A 15340-nucleotide genomic window follows, 5' to 3' on the forward strand; every position below is an offset into this window, starting at 1 on the left:
AGAACGATCAAGCGATTTCTAAAAACTGAGTTTATCTTTAAAAAGGTAAGACTGTCGTCTAGAGACCTCGATTTCTTCCCCATTGCCCATGACCAGCTTCAGTTTGCCATTGAACCATGGCACCACTTCTTTGATGAAATTCGTATTGACGATCTGCTGTCGATTGGTCCTGAAAAAGTTGGCTTCAGGAAGCTTTTCCTCGATCTGTTGCAATGATTTATAGAGCATGGGCCGCTCTTCGGCGAAAAACACCCGGGTATAGTTGCCAACGATTTCAAAATGGGAGATTTCATCGATTTTGACCAACCAGCAACGTTCCCCATCTTTTATGAAGATCTGACTACTTCCGGTCAATCTTGTTGCGGTGGTGTCCGTATCCGAAGTTTTCTCAAGCTGGACCTTGACTTTCTCAATGGCCAGACCAAAACGCTTGGCATTAATGGGTTTTAAAAGGTAATCCAAAGCGTTGTATTCGAATGACTTGATAGCATATTCATCGAATGCCGTTGTAAATACGGTAATCGGGACCTCATCGAGCATTTCGAGTAGATCGAACCCGTCTTTCTCGGGCATATTGATATCCAAAAACAACAGATCCGGAAGTTCTTTTTGCAGCAGCTCAAAACCCATATCCACATTCTCGGCCTCTCCGACCAACTCGATTTCGTCGAAAGTCTTGATCAGCTCTTTCAACTCATTTCGGGCCAACCGGGAATCTTCAACGATAACTGCCCGTATTTTCATGTCAATGGAATTTTGATGGTAGCTTTCACTTCTCCGGCATCTTCACCCAATTCAAAACGGGCTTGGTCACCGTATAACAATCGTAAGCGCTGTCTGATGTTTTTTAATCCCAATTGGGTACTGTTCTTTGCGATTTGCAAAACACCGGTATTCTTGACGACTATCGTCAAAACCGAGGCTTCACTTTGAATCGACAACAAAATCCTCCCACCGTTTTTTAGCGTTGCAATGCCGTGCTTGGCCGCATTTTCGATAAGCAATTGAATGATCATCGGTGGGATTTGCAGTTGCAGACAACCGGGGTCGACCTCTTCAACATATTCCAACCGGTCTTCGAACTGTATCTTGGAAAGCGCGATGTAATTCTCGACCATTTCCAGCTCCTCTGAAACCGCAATGGCATTCACGTTGTTCTTGGTCAACGAGTAGCGGAGCATTTCAGAAAGTTTGGTCAGCATCTCACGTGATTTTTCAACGTCTTCGAGCATCAAACCTCGAATGTTGTTCAAGCTATTGAACATGAAATGTGGGTTGATCTGCCCTTTCAGGGTGTTCAATTGGGCCTGCTTCAAATTGGTATTCAATTCGAGTCGTTCGATACGATCTTTATTGATCTTCATCAAGAGTTTGATGACCAAATAGGTAATGACCCAACATGAGGTGATGAACAACGAATTGAAGACGACGATCCAAGGGCTGTCAAAGGCCTTTAAAATGCCTTTTTCCGCCTCCGTTATGGTAGGGCCAAACTTGACATAGAGCACCCCGAAACCGATATTCAGACCACCATAGATGATCGAGGCCACTAACGAACTGACCACGATCTTTATCAATTCCTTTAGCCCGAAATCCTCGAAGAAAACATTGTGCTTCAAATAGTATCGGAGCAATGTGGTCGTTAGAATACCGATACCTATTCCCGTAACGATGGAGAAGACCATAAAGGCCGTACTCAACTTGTTCAGAAAAAAAATCGAGATGAGGTTGATAAAACCCCATCCCGCGAATTGCAACGTCCAGAAGAGTCGATTTCTGCCTTTCTCGCTAATGTTCATATTCGAATATTGCTAACGTATCAAAGATATTAAGGATCTGATTAATTGATGACATGAAACAGGAGCCGACCTATCAAAAACCCAAGACCGAAAAAGACCACAATGGTCCCAAAGGTAATCCCAATGAGCTTGAGAAACCCTTTTTTAGTGGTAATGGTCGACCAACTTAACGGCTTTTTTCCGTGCTGATCCGGGGTTTCACACTTGACAAAGGCCGGTGTCCGGTTCAACAGAACCGCGTGTACCAGCATGAGAAGGCCTGCCGATAATAACAAGGTCGGTTGTAGGGCTTCGGCTTTACCTTGATACACCAGGGTGGCCGTTAGCATCAAGATCAAACCGGCACATATCGATGTATAAAGGGGCAGGTTTTTCCTTTTCATGGTATATGTTTTCGTTAAACGGTTTTCTCGATCGGTTTCGATCCATTGAATACTACCGATCCGATAAGGGTCAGACCGATGTACAAGGGGAAAAAGTTGTCAAGGGTCGCCCCTTTCATCCCTAATTCGACGATTCCCGTCAAAACGGAAAGTGCGCCAATGGCGAATACTACTTTTTTGGTGTTTTCCATGGTTTTCATTTGATTGATTTTTTATGGTTGGACAATAAGACAACATGCAATCCCGCTGCGGTGATCAAAGTGGAGATCATCGCTGGATCTACCGAAAGAAAGCCCGCTACGAGGATGACGGATGCCCATAACAGGGCACTCAAAATTTCGATATGCGCTATTCTTTGGATGATGGTACTGAATTTCATTTTTTTACTTTAGATGATGGACTCGGTTCCTAATTAGAGTAAAATGCTCAAAACCAAGCTTACGATTATTTTTACCAGCGTTATCATTTTGTTTTTGATTGTATTAGCACTTCTGTACAACACAAAAGTATAGGAAGCATGGGGTGACGGAAACTAAATTATGACGAACGGTAAAGGGAGCTTACCGAACGGTAATGGAAAGGCGCCAAATTGAAAAAGCGGTTTATTTTTCGGGAGGGAATTTGGCGAATACCTTGAATACCACCTTTCTAAGGGCTTCTTCACGCACACTGGGTGAGGCATTATCGCGATACCCACTTTCGCTGATCGCCTGCCAAAACAAGGCGTTTTTTTGGGCATCGACGAAATCGAACTGCAGTCTACGTTGCCATCCTGAGTTGCCAAGGGGGATACCGACCGAAACACCACCCCCTACATTGCGCCCGGTTCCGCCAACACCGACACCGACATTGTTGCTGGCCGTATTGCGAAACTCGCTGCTCAGGATATTGATATAAAAATCAGGTTCTTCGGCCAACAAATACCCTTTTCCGGCCAGGGTCGTATCGAGATGGTGTAAAAGCCGTTTCTCATCCAACTGACTCAGTCCCGTTTCCATATCGATAAAGTAGTTATACGTACTGTAATTGTCAAAGTCGGTGGTGCGATCATAATCATAGCTGACCTTGACCGAAGCACAGGAAAGTCCGATGAGGACAAGAAACAAGACAAGGATCGCGGAAGTTCTCATAACATGGGGTTCCTCATAAATTTACGAAGAATTCCATGGCCCATGGGCGATTCACCGAACTATTCGTTCAACAGCTGCCAAAGCTTGTCTTTCAATTCCTGTACGCCTTGATGTGCGACCGACGAAATAAAAAGATAGGATACGTCTTTGAAATCCGGTTTGATCATGGCGTCCATTTCACCGATCAGTTCCTCATCGAGCATGTCGCATTTGGAGATGGCCACCAATCTTTTTTTATCCAACAGCTCCGGATTGTATCTGCGCAGTTCATCAAGCAAGATCTCATATTCCTTTGAAATATCGTTGCTATCGGCCGGTATCAAGAAAAGTAAGGTCGCATTCCGTTCGATATGCCGCAAGAAATAGTGCCCCAAACCTTTGCCTTCGGCAGCACCTTCGATGATTCCGGGAATATCGGCCATCACGAAACTTTGAAAGTCACGGTGTTCGACGATACCCAAATTGGGTTTCAAGGTGGTAAACTCGTAATCGGCGATTTTCGGTTTCGCCGAGGTCATTACCGATAACAAGGTCGACTTACCGGCATTTGGGAAACCGACCAAGCCCACATCGGCCAAAACCTTGAGCTCTAAGGTAAGCTGTCGTTCTTCGCCCCCGGTACCGGGTTGCGCGTATCGTGGAGTCTGATTCGTAGGCGATTTGAAATGCCAATTACCGCGCCCCCCCATGCCGCCTTTGGCGACGATTTCTTCTTGATCATGCTCGGTAATCTCAAAAAGCACGGCATTCGTTTCAGTATCGCGGATCACGGTGCCGAGTGGCACTTCGATAAAAACATCGCTACCGTCGGCCCCAGTACTGCGGTTCTTGCTACCGTGTTCACCATGGCCTGCCTTAAAGTGCTTCTTGAATTTGAACGTAACCAAAGTCCAAAGGTTGTTGTTGCCTTTGACGATGATGTGGCCACCCCGGCCCCCATCTCCCCCATCAGGCCCGCCTTTGGCCACATATTTCTCACGGTGCAAATGGGAAGACCCCTTGCCACCGTTGCCCGAAGCAACATGTATCTTAACGTAGTCTACGAAATTACCTTCGGTCATTGTTTAGGATTTCTAGAATGGATCCCGCATGACCCTGTCGGTCAACCGGGATGAACCGGTTTTACAAACCGTCGATGACGGTGCTAAGTCGTTGGGTAATCTCGTCGATCCCACCTATTCCGTTGACGGAATGGAATTTCCCTTGGGCCTCATAGTAAGCCTTCAAAGGAGCCGTCTTTTGGTTGTACTCATCGAAACGGTTTCGGATCTTGTCCTCATCTTGATCATCACTACGACCACTTTGTTTGCCCCTTTCCAACAATCGGGCGACAAGCACATTGTCGTCGGCTTCCAGGGCAATCGTAGCGTCGACCTTCATATCCTTTGATTCCAAAAAATTATCCAACGCCAAAGCTTGTGCCTCGGTACGCGGAAACCCATCAAAAATGAACCCAGCGGCTTCCGGGTTCTTTTCCACCTCGTCTTTCAACATATCGATAGTTACCTCATCGGGAACAAGGTCACCGCGATCGATGTAGGACTTGGCCAATTTCCCGAGTTCGGTATCGTTCTTCATATTATATCGAAAAACGTCGCCGGTCGAAATATGCTTTAGATTGTATTTTTCTTTTAAAAATCCCGCTTGGGTTCCTTTTCCCGCACCGGGTTTTCCAAAAAGTACCAGATTGATCATCGCTGTTTGGTTTAGTTGGTATACTTCTCTTAGGTTTCGACCCAATTCGTTATAATCGAGTCCGTATCCTACAATAAAACTGTTGGGAATCTCGATTCCCACATAATCGATCGAATATTCCCCATTGTAAATCTCCGATTTGTAGAACAAGGAAGCGATCTTGAATTCCTTTACGTTGGTATTCGAAAAAAGATGGACCAACTGTTGCAGGGTCCTTCCCGTATCGATAATATCTTCCAAAATAATGACGCTACGGCCCTCGATATCTTCGGAAACATCCAATAAGGTCTCAACAATACCGGTCGAGGTCAACCCCTGATAAGAGCTCAACTTAACGAAAGTCACCTCACAAGGGTGGTCATAGGCTTTCAAAAAATCGGAAACGAACATGAAAGAGCCATTGAGTACCCCCACGAAAATGGGTGTTTCGTCGCCATAATCCCCTGCGATTTGATCAGCCATTCGCCGAACCGCCGCCAAAATCTCCGTTTCGCTGAGAAACGGTTTAAAGGATTTGTCATGTAAACGTATCAAAGGTCTCATTTTCACAGGAGCGCAAAGATAGCATTTTTTGAATGCGCCCTTGCCGGCATGCCTTTATCCTTTGGTGAATTCGATGTATTTTTGCTAGCATTACAACATCGTCATGCAGTATTTTTCGTCATCATTTAAATTAGGAATCGTAGGTGGAGGGCAATTGGGAAAAATGCTCTTATACGAGACCAGGAAGTGGGATATCCGTACCAAAGTAATGGACGCCTCTCCGGAAGCCCCTAGCCGATTGGCATGTGATGAGTTCGTCTTGGGCGATCTTTTGGATTTCGAAACGGTATACCGGTTTGGGAAAGACTGCGATGTAGTGACCATAGAAATCGAAAATATCAATACCGACGCTTTGGAACGGTTGGAAAACGAAGGGGTGACCGTCTACCCACCGACCAAGGCCTTAAGGATCATACAGAACAAAGCGACCCAAAAACTATTTTATACGGATCATCAGATACCCACCGCCCCGTTTACGCGGTTTGCCTATACCTCTGAAATCAAAGACAGCCTGGCCAACGGTGGGGTACAATTGCCTTTCGTATGGAAAAGCGCCCAGTTCGGGTACGATGGGCAAGGGGTGAAAATTGTACGCAAGGCAGAGGACCTTGATGCTTTGCCGAATGTCGAATGCATTGCCGAAACCCTAATCCCCTTTAAAAACGAATTGGCCGTCATCGTGGCGCGCAGCGCCAATGGATCGATCAAGACCTACCCGGTCGTCGAAATGGAATTCCACCCTGAGGCCAATCAGGTGGAATACGTCATTTGCCCGGCGCGTATCGATCAAGCAGTAGCCAAAAAAGCCAGGGAGACCGCATTAAAGGTTTCAGAGAACATCAAACAAGTTGGGCTTTTGGCCGTTGAGATGTTCCAGACCGAAGATGACTCCATATTGGTCAACGAAGTGGCGCCTCGGCCCCATAACAGTGGTCACTACAGCATCGAAGCCAGTTATACCAATCAATTCGAACAACACATTAGGGCTATTTTAGGGTTACCTTTGGGCAACACGGATAGCAAGGTCGCGGGGGTAATGGTCAACCTTGTCGGAGCTGAAGGCCATACCGGTGCGGTGATTTATGAGAATATGGAACAAATCCTTGAATTGGAAGGTGTCACCCCGCATATCTATGGAAAAAAACAGACCCGGCCATTTCGAAAAATGGGCCATGTGACCATCGTGGATCCCGATATGGCCAAAGCAAGGCAATTGGCCCAACAAGTAAAAGAAACGATAATCGTAAAAAGCAAATGAGCAAAGTAGCCGTAATCATGGGCAGTACCAGTGATCTGCCCGTCATGCAAGATGCCGTTGATATCCTGAAAGGTTTCGATATCGAAGTCGATGTCGATATCGTTTCGGCACATCGAACGCCTGAGAAATTATTCGAATTCGGAAAAAATGCCCACACCAATGGCTATAGCGTCATTATCGCAGGTGCGGGCGGCGCAGCCCATTTACCGGGTATGGTGGCGTCCTTGTCCCCGCTGCCGGTCATCGGCGTGCCGGTCAAGAGTTCGAATTCCATCGATGGTTGGGATTCGGTCTTGTCTATCTTACAAATGCCAGGTGGGGTACCAGTGGCAACCGTAGCCTTAAACGGGGCCAAAAATGCCGGGATCTTAGCTGCCCAGATCATCGGGAGCAATGATCAATGTGTCCGCGATAAAATGGTGCTTTATAAAGAGGGTCTCAAAGAGAAAGTCATCAAAGGCGCCGAAGCCATGAAAAAAAAGCAATAATCCGAATCCGTTCGTAGCAAATTCCCATCCCAATGAACAACCCGCTGCTTCAACCCTTTGATCAAGCACCGTTCTCAAAAATCGAAAATGCCCATTTCAAGCCGGCCTTCGAACATGCCATCGAAGAGGCACGGGGCGAAATCGATGCCATTACAGCACAAAGTGAAACTCCTACTTTTGGGAATACCATTGCCAAACTCGATTTCGCAGGACAGCAACTCGGGCGGATTTCAAGTGTTTTTTTCAATCTTAATGCGGCCGAAACCAATGAGACCATTCAGCAAATCGCCCAAGAGGTATCACCCTGGTTGTCGGCCTATCAGAACGATATTATCTTGAACGAGAAGCTATTCGAAAGGATCAAGGCCGTCTATGACCAAAAATCAACGCTCGAGTTAAGCGCTGAGCAGCGTATGCTTCTCGAAAAGACCTACAAGAACTTCAGTCGAAACGGGGCCAATTTGCCGAATGATAAAAAACAGCGCTTAAGGGAAATTGACGCCACCTTAGCGCAATTGAAACTCAAATTCGGTGAGAATGTGCTGGCCGAGACCAATGTGTTCGAAATGCACTTGACCGAGGAGGGGGATTTGGATGGTCTTCCTGAACATGCCAAGGAAGCGGCTGCCCAATTGGCCAAGTCGAAAAATAGAAAAGGCTGGTTGATCACGTTGGACTACCCCAGCTACCTTCCCTTTATGAAATATGCCAAAAATAGGAGCCTGCGTAAAAAACTGGCCCTGGCCTTTGGCAGTAAGGCCTTCAAAGGCAACGACCATGACAATCAAGAGCACGTGATCGCCATTGCCAATTTGCGCTTTGAACGTGCCAATTTACTAGGGTATGACAACCACGCCCATTTCGTTTTAGAAGAGCGCATGGCCAAACGCCCGGAAACCGTATTGGGTTTTTTGGACGAACTTTTACAAAAAGCAAAACCGGCCGCTGAAAAGGAATTCAAGGAACTTCAAGATTTCGCATACAAGGCTGACGGCATCGAGACCCTTGAAAAATGGGACGGTTCCTTCTACTCCGAAAAACTGAAACAAGAGCGTTTCGATTTGGATGACGAACAACTAAAGCCCTATTTCAAGCTTGAAAACGTCATCGCTGGGGTATTCGAGGTCGCAGAACGATTGTTCGATCTTAATTTCAAGGAAGTCAATGAGGTCGAAACCTATCATAAAGAAGTAAAGACTTACGAAGTTTACAACAAACAAGGGACGTATGTTGCCTTGTTTTATGCCGATTTCCATCCCCGGAAGGGAAAAAGGGGCGGTGCCTGGATGACTTCCTTCAAACCACAATACAAACAAAACGGTGAAAATGTACGCCCGCATATTTCGAATGTCTGCAATTTCACCCCATCAACACCCAGTAAACCCTCCTTGTTGACTTTTAACGAAGTGACCACCCTTTTTCACGAGTTCGGTCATGGATTACACGGTATGTTGGCGGATACGGTTTACCCAGGACTCTCAGGAACTTCGGTCTATTGGGATTTTGTGGAGTTGCCCAGTCAAATCCTTGAGAATTGGTGCTACGAACCGGAAGCCCTAAAACTCTTCGCCAAACATTACGAGACCGGAGAAGTGATCCCACGACACTTGATCGATAAAATCAAGGCTACGGCTACCTTTCAAGAAGGCATGGCCACCCTTAGGCAGTTAAGCTTTGGTTTTCTGGATATGGCATGGCATGGTGGTGATCCCACTGGCGTTACGGATGTCAAGGCCTTTGAAACCAAGGCGTTCAAAGACACCGGCTTATATCCTGACACCCCTACAACATGCATGAGTACCGCTTTTGCCCACATTTTTCAAGGAGGCTATGCATCAGGTTATTATAGTTATAAGTGGGCCGAAGTACTCGATGCCGATGCCTTTGCGTACTTTAAACAAGAGGGTATATTCAATAGAACCGTGGCCGACAAGTTCAAAAACCACGTACTTTCAAAAGGGGGTACCGAAGACCCCATGGAACTTTATGTTCGATTTCGAGGCGCCGAACCTAGCATTGAGCCCCTTTTGGAACGGGCCGGACTTGTTGACAAAACGGCGTAGTCGACTTAAATCCAACTGTTAACATTACGTCAAAGTATAGGACCGTGAACTTCTTGTGATATTTTTTGAAGTCGTTTGTATTGATTCATTAACAAGAAGCATTAACTAAAATCCATTACATTTGGTACTCCGAAAAACTAGCATGCCCGCACACGAGTTACATCCTGAAAAATGGGTCGATAATTATGCCGACTACCTGTTCAACTATGCCGTAGCTCGAGTCAGTGATGCGGAAATAGCAAAAGACTTGGTACAAGAAACCTTTTTTGCCGGGTTGAACTCCGCTAAAAACTACAAGGGCGATGCGGCAGAACGCACATGGCTTATCGCTATATTGAAGCGAAAAGTCATCGACCACTACCGCAAGATAAACTCGAAAAAGGGTAAGGCCGAGGTGCGGATCAATTATACTTCAGCTAGCGAAGACGAAGGTGATTGGTTGGAAGAACGTGTTGCTGACCCCTTCAGCAAGGGTGGTGATGATACCATTGAAAATGAAGAATTGGGTCTTGCGATCCAAGAATGTATCGCAAAGCTACCCCAAAAACAATCCTTGGTCTTTAAAATGAAGACTATACAAGGAATGAGCACCGAAGACATCTGCAATGAACTCGGAATCAACCCATCAAACCTTTGGGTAATGATCCATCGGGCACGAACGGCCTTGATGGGCTGTATGAATCAAAATTGGTTTTAGAATGAAGATTTCATGTGAAGAAGCCGCAATTATCTGCAATAAATCGCAATATGAAGAAGCCAGTCTTTGGGAAATCGTGAAATTAAAATTCCACATTCTGTATTGTAAAACCTGTGCCGCATTCACCAAAAAGAACACTACCTTGACCGGCCTGTGCGAACAGGCGAACATGAAAATGCTCTCTGACTCCGAAAAGGAAAAGATGAAGCAAGAACTTCAAAAAGGAAGCTGATACCGCAGCATTATCAGTCCCAACAACCACCACGCAATGGGAATCGATTCGATCCAAAACCCGGCGTAGTATTTCGTATTCCGCTCCGAACTGAAATACAATCCCAGCAAAAGAAATACGCACAACATCGAAAAATGCAAGGCTTCGTTGACCGACGGGGCCGTTAGGATAAAAATGAAGACCATTAAGGTTACCAAACCATATCCCAACAGTTTCGTTCGTCGTACCCCAAATTGCTGGGGCAGGGTCCGAAGGCTGCTCTCATCGACCCTTAAATCCCTTATTTCGAATGGCAATATCAAAACGACCACCAATAAAAACCGTATTGCGGCAGCCGAATAAAATCCACCATGTATCGGAAGCTGGACATCTACGAACGGTACGACCAAAGTGAGGCCGACCCAAACAAAAGCAACCAAAAACACTTTCATACCTCCAAGACTCCTAAGGTTTTTGAAGCCGGGCAAAAACGGTATGGCATACAAGGCCGATACCAAGGTCAAAATCAAGATACAGATCCATAACCTAAGGTCTAAATGCCAAAAAAAGTAAAGACACCCCAAGAAGGCCAAAAAGCTAAATGCCTGTATGATTCGGTGGTAGGTATTGGAAACCAAAACGTATTTTTCGGCCTCAACACCGTATTTCATGAAATTATAGCAGACAATAGTGGCACAAAAAAGGAAACCCGACACCTTGGGGTTGGCCGTAATGTTGAAGGTGAGCAAGGTTTGACCATATAGGGCAACTACGGCTAAAGCCACATGCACACTGGCATCAAGGTAAAAATCAAAAAAACGTCGCATCGCCCGCATTCAACAAAATTACCCATTGCTGAAGAAAGTTGAATACTAGTTAAAAACTTTGGTCCACCACGACCGAAAAATGGAAGTTTTCCCCCAATTTATCCCTAATTTTGCCCAATTATTTTCGCATTATGAATACGGAGAATTTTGCATTGCGCCACATTGGCATCGGCGAGGGGGACTTACAAAAGATGTTCGAAATCGTTGGAGTTGCCCATCTTGACGAACTGATCGACCAGACCATTCCGGATGACATTCGTCTAAAAGGGTCCTTGGCATTACCCGAAGCCATCAGTGAGCATCGATTTTTGGAGCTGTTACAATCATTGGCCGCAAAGAACAAGGTTTTCAAATCGTACATCGGTCTTGGGTATTACGAAAGTTTGACCCCTTCGGTAATCAAAAGGAACATTCTTGAAAATCCGGGTTGGTACACCGCATATACACCCTACCAGGCAGAAATCGCCCAAGGAAGACTTGAAGCCTTGTTGAATTTCCAGACTATGGTTTGTGATTTGACCGGCATGGAGATCGCCAATGCTTCCCTGCTTGATGAGAGTACCGCGGCGGCAGAGGCCATGACGATGTTGTTCGATACCCGTACAAGGGTTCAAAAGAAAGCCGGTGTATGTAAATTTTTCGTTGCGAATGACGTATTGCCGCAAACTATGAGTTTGCTCGAAACCCGTTCGAAACCCCTAGGTATCCAATTGCAATATGGGGATCCCGCTTCCTTTGATTTTTCGGAGGATTTTTATGGAGCCTTATTGCAGTACCCCGGCAAACATGGGCAAGTAACCGATTATTCCGAATTTACGGCAAATGCCAAAACCAACGATATCAAAGTGGCGGTCGCCGCTGACATCCTGAGCTTGGTGCTCTTGACCCCTCCTGGTGAATGGGGAGTGGATGTCGTCGTAGGCACCACCCAACGCTTTGGGATACCGCTCGGTTATGGCGGCCCACATGCGGCATTTTTCGCTACCAAGGAAGCCTACAAAAGAAATATTCCCGGCCGGATCATTGGAATGACCAAGGACACCGACGGCAACCCTGCATTGCGGATGGCCTTGCAGACCCGTGAACAGCACATCAAACGCGATAAAGCGACCTCGAATATTTGTACCGCGCAAGTACTTTTGGCGGTGATGGCCGGCATGTATGCCGTCTATCACGGCCCAAAAGGGTTACACTACATCGCATCACAAGTCCATCAGAAGACCGTTAAGTTGGGCAATAAACTTGCTGAAATCGGTTTCGGACAGCGCAATACCGCGTTTTTCGACACGCTTAAACTGGATGTCTCCAATACAGACGAGCTAAAGGAAAAAGCTGAAGATCGCGGCATCAACCTCAACTACATCGATGGTAAAACGGTCACTATTTCTTTGAACGAGGCCACCAGTCATGAAGATCTCAACGCGCTTTTGGAACTATTCGCATTGGTAGACGCCCCGAATACCCCTTCGGCAACGACCGACGGCATTCCATTAACGCTTCAGCGAAATTCCCCATACCTGGAACATGAAGTGTTCAACGCCTACCATTCGGAAACGGAATTGATGCGTTATATCAAACGCCTCGAGCGCAAAGATCTCGCGCTGAACCATTCCATGATATCATTGGGAAGTTGTACGATGAAACTAAACGCAGCTTCTGAAATGCTGCCATTGAGTTGGCCGAATTGGGGAAACATCCATCCGTTCGTTCCTTTAAACCAAGTGGAAGGATACCAAATAATGCTGAACGAGCTCGAAGCCCAATTAAATACGATAACCGGTTTCGCAGCCACCTCTTTACAACCCAATTCGGGTGCCCAGGGCGAGTACGCAGGCCTAATGACCATTCGGGCCTATCATGAGGCCAACGGTGAAGCTCATCGCAACATTTGCATCATTCCGGCTTCTGCCCACGGAACCAATCCAGCTTCGGCGGTTATGGCCGGCATGAAGGTGGTGGTTACCAAAACCGACGAACAAGGAAACATCGATGTCATCGATCTCGAAGAAATGGTAAAGGCCCATTCCGAAAATCTTGCCGCCCTAATGGTCACATACCCTTCGACACATGGTGTATTCGAATCCTCAATACGGTATATCACCCAGCTGATCCATGACCATGGTGGACAAGTGTATATGGATGGGGCCAACATGAATGCCCAAGTAGGGCTGACCAACCCCGCAACCATCGGTGCGGATGTCTGCCATTTGAACCTGCATAAGACCTTCGCCATTCCACATGGTGGGGGCGGACCAGGTGTAGGCCCCATCTGTGTCGCACCTCAATTAAAGCCGTTTTTACCGACGAATCCCGTTATCGAAACGGGGGGTGAGCAAGCGATAACCGCAATTTCGGCAGCCCCTTGGGGAAGTGCCTTAGCTTGCTTGATATCCTATGGCTACATCAAAATGTTGGGGGGCCAAGGGGTTACCGATGCCACCAAAATCGCCATTTTGAACGCGAATTATATCAAAGAACGTCTTACTGGGAGTTATGAGGTCCTGTATACGGGTGAAGGCGGTCGTGCCGCCCATGAGATGATCATCGATTGTCGACCTTTCAAAGCACACGGTATCGAAGTAACCGATATTGCCAAAAGGTTGATGGACTATGGATTTCATGCCCCTACGGTTTCATTTCCCGTCGCGGGCACCATCATGATCGAACCTACCGAGAGCGAAGGCTTGGCTGAATTGGATCGTTTCTGTGATGCCATGCTGTCGATTCGAGCGGAAATAGAAGCTGCCGTTGCCGAAGAGCCGAACAATGTTTTGAAAAATGCGCCACATACCTTGGCCATGGTAACCAGCGACCAATGGGATTTTCCTTATTCGAGGCAAAAAGCGGCTTTTCCACTACCTTTTGTACACGAAAACAAGTTTTGGCCGACCGTAAGGAGAACGGATGAAGCCTTTGGGGATCGTAATTTGATCTGCACCTGCACCCCTATCGAAGCCTATGCCGAAGTATAGGTAAACAGTAGTAAACACTGGGGTTTAGCATATTTTGACCTTTGAAATGCTGTGGCGATTTGCAGGAAACCACAGGTTGGACATCGTAACCAATATTATGCATGCATAATAACTGTGGGGATATGTTTACCTTCAAGTTGTTGAAAATGAAGCATTATGCAAATCGGCATCACCGGCACGGGTAGTTTTCTGCCCGAAATCATAACAAAAAACGAAGATTTTCTTGACCACCGATTCTTGGATCGGGATGGCACTCGATTCGAACACAGCAATAGTGTCATCATCGAAAAATTCGAAGCGATTACGGGCATTGCCGAAAGACGCTATGCGAATCCGACTTTGAATACGTCCGACCTCGGCTTTGAAGCGGCAAAACAAGCCATTTCGAATGCCGGTATTGACAAAGAGCATATCGATTACATCATTTTCGCCCATAACTTCGGTGATGTCGCCCATGGCAAGATCCAAGGCGACACCCTACCAAGTCTGGCCACAAGGGTCAAGCATCTCCTGAAAATCGAAAATACTTCCTGCGTTGCTTACGATATGATATTCGGATGCCCAGGCTGGGTAGAAGGAGTCATCCAAGCTTACGCCTTCATCAAAAGTGGGATGGCAAAAAAATGTTTGGTCATCGGTGGTGAAACCCTTTCAAGGGTCATCGACCCCCATGATCGTGACAGCATGATCTATTCAGATGGCGCAGGGGCCTGTATCGTCGAGGCGAATCCAGGCAATGGTCGCATTTTAGGCCATGCCTCGCAAACGCATGCCAACGGGGAAGCCTATTATCTGTTTTTTGACAAAACGTATGATACGGACGGCTGTAGTGATACCCGATACATTAAGATGTTCGGTAGAAAAATCTATGAATTCGCCTGTACCCATGTACCGAAGGCTATGAAAACCTGCTTGGACAATAGCGAAATCCCTATTGAAAAAGTCCGTAAGATCTTCATCCACCAAGCCAATGAAAAAATGGATGAGGCCATCATCAAAAGGTTCTATCGTTTGTATGGGCTCCAAGTCCCAGAAGATGTGATGCCCATGATCATCCATGAAATGGGGAACAATTCGGTGGCGACGGTCCCCATTCTTTTTGATCGTGTCAAACGCGGACTTGTCAATGATCACCAACTGCATAAAGGGGACATTGTCCTTTTCGCCAGCGTCGGTGCCGGAATGAACGTCAACTGCATCGTCTACGAGATCTAAGCGCTGTTCGCGATTTTTACTACGCTTTTGGGAAATTGCCGATTTTATTTTGGATTTTT

16 protein-coding genes are annotated in these 15340 nt (G+C 46.5%); 7 read left to right on the forward strand and 9 right to left on the reverse strand.

From position 1 onward, the window contains the following. Positions 1 to 18: 18 nt before the first annotated feature. The 8 genes from ABV409_RS13385 to ABV409_RS13420 all read right to left on the reverse strand — a co-directional run bounded on the left by ABV409_RS13385 (position 19) and on the right by ABV409_RS13420 (position 5541). Entirely contained in the window at positions 19 to 744 is a 726-nt protein-coding gene (locus ABV409_RS13385) for a LytR/AlgR family response regulator transcription factor (RefSeq protein WP_353878093.1), read from the reverse strand. After that, entirely contained in the window at positions 741 to 1799 is a 1059-nt protein-coding gene (locus ABV409_RS13390; RefSeq protein ID WP_353878094.1) for a sensor histidine kinase, read from the reverse strand. The genes ABV409_RS13385 and ABV409_RS13390 overlap by 4 nt, the downstream gene beginning before the upstream one ends. Before the next feature lie 41 nt (positions 1800 to 1840). After that, a complete protein-coding gene (locus ABV409_RS13395) occupies positions 1841 to 2182 on the reverse strand; it encodes a hypothetical protein (protein ID WP_353878095.1) in 342 nt (113 codons plus the stop codon). A 14-nt stretch (positions 2183 to 2196) separates the two neighbouring features. After that, positions 2197 to 2382: a hypothetical protein gene (locus ABV409_RS13400; RefSeq protein WP_353878096.1), complete on the reverse strand. Its 186-nt coding sequence runs from the start codon at positions 2380 to 2382 to the stop codon at positions 2197 to 2199. Further along, a complete protein-coding gene (locus ABV409_RS13405; protein ID WP_353878097.1) occupies positions 2379 to 2561 on the reverse strand; it encodes a hypothetical protein in 183 nt (60 codons plus the stop codon). The genes ABV409_RS13400 and ABV409_RS13405 overlap by 4 nt, the downstream gene beginning before the upstream one ends. A 223-nt stretch (positions 2562 to 2784) precedes the next feature. After that, on the reverse strand, positions 2785 to 3312 hold the full coding sequence (locus ABV409_RS13410) for a DUF4136 domain-containing protein (RefSeq protein WP_353878098.1): 528 nt from the start codon (positions 3310 to 3312) through the stop codon (positions 2785 to 2787). A gap of 59 nt (positions 3313 to 3371) precedes the next feature. Next, positions 3372 to 4373 carry a GTPase ObgE gene (obgE, locus tag ABV409_RS13415; RefSeq protein ID WP_353878099.1) on the reverse strand — a complete coding sequence of 334 codons (1002 nt, stop codon included), beginning with the start codon at positions 4371 to 4373 and terminating at the stop codon, positions 3372 to 3374. A gap of 61 nt (positions 4374 to 4434) precedes the next feature. After that, a complete protein-coding gene (locus tag ABV409_RS13420) occupies positions 4435 to 5541 on the reverse strand; it encodes an adenylate kinase (RefSeq protein ID WP_353878100.1) in 1107 nt (368 codons plus the stop codon). A 112-nt stretch (positions 5542 to 5653) separates the two neighbouring features. On the opposite strand from ABV409_RS13420, the gene ABV409_RS13425 reads away from it, so the two are divergent. The 5 genes from ABV409_RS13425 to ABV409_RS13445 all read left to right on the forward strand — a co-directional run bounded on the left by ABV409_RS13425 (position 5654) and on the right by ABV409_RS13445 (position 10288). Beyond that, positions 5654 to 6808: a 5-(carboxyamino)imidazole ribonucleotide synthase gene (locus tag ABV409_RS13425; protein WP_353878101.1), complete on the forward strand. Its 1155-nt coding sequence runs from the start codon at positions 5654 to 5656 to the stop codon at positions 6806 to 6808. Beyond that, the gene (gene purE / locus ABV409_RS13430) at positions 6805 to 7296 is read left to right on the forward strand and encodes a 5-(carboxyamino)imidazole ribonucleotide mutase (protein WP_353878102.1); all 492 of its coding nucleotides are present in this window, start codon (positions 6805 to 6807) and stop codon (positions 7294 to 7296) included. Before ABV409_RS13425 ends, purE begins: the two co-directional genes overlap by 4 nt. A 32-nt stretch (positions 7297 to 7328) precedes the next feature. Continuing rightward, positions 7329 to 9359, forward strand: coding sequence for a M3 family metallopeptidase (locus ABV409_RS13435; protein ID WP_353878103.1), 2031 nt, complete (start codon positions 7329 to 7331; stop codon positions 9357 to 9359). A 142-nt stretch (positions 9360 to 9501) separates the two neighbouring features. Continuing rightward, positions 9502 to 10056 (forward strand): sigma-70 family RNA polymerase sigma factor, encoded by a 555-nt coding sequence (locus ABV409_RS13440; protein ID WP_353878104.1) that lies wholly within the window; start codon positions 9502 to 9504, stop codon positions 10054 to 10056. A gap of 1 nt (position 10057) precedes the next feature. After that, a complete protein-coding gene (locus ABV409_RS13445; RefSeq protein ID WP_353878105.1) occupies positions 10058 to 10288 on the forward strand; it encodes a hypothetical protein in 231 nt (76 codons plus the stop codon). Here the strand turns inward: ABV409_RS13445 and ABV409_RS13450 are convergent. Next, complete coding sequence (locus ABV409_RS13450) at positions 10273 to 11103, reverse strand: UbiA prenyltransferase family protein (protein ID WP_353878106.1); 831 nt, start codon at positions 11101 to 11103, stop codon at positions 10273 to 10275. The two genes, ABV409_RS13445 and ABV409_RS13450, sit on opposite strands and share 16 nt — an antisense overlap. A 122-nt stretch (positions 11104 to 11225) precedes the next feature. On the opposite strand from ABV409_RS13450, the gene gcvP reads away from it, so the two are divergent. Together gcvP and ABV409_RS13460 are read left to right on the forward strand one after the other, a co-directional pair. Then, on the forward strand, positions 11226 to 14066 hold the full coding sequence (gcvP, locus tag ABV409_RS13455; RefSeq protein ID WP_353878107.1) for an aminomethyl-transferring glycine dehydrogenase: 2841 nt from the start codon (positions 11226 to 11228) through the stop codon (positions 14064 to 14066). Between the two features lie 156 nt (positions 14067 to 14222). Then, positions 14223 to 15281 carry a 3-oxoacyl-ACP synthase III family protein gene (locus ABV409_RS13460; protein WP_353878108.1) on the forward strand — a complete coding sequence of 353 codons (1059 nt, stop codon included), beginning with the start codon at positions 14223 to 14225 and terminating at the stop codon, positions 15279 to 15281. Positions 15282 to 15340: the final 59 nt, after the last annotated feature.

The sequence above is a fragment of the Flagellimonas algarum genome (genome assembly GCF_040513375.1).
In the GTDB taxonomy this organism is placed as follows: Bacteria; Bacteroidota; Bacteroidia; order Flavobacteriales; family Flavobacteriaceae; genus Flagellimonas_B; species Flagellimonas_B algarum.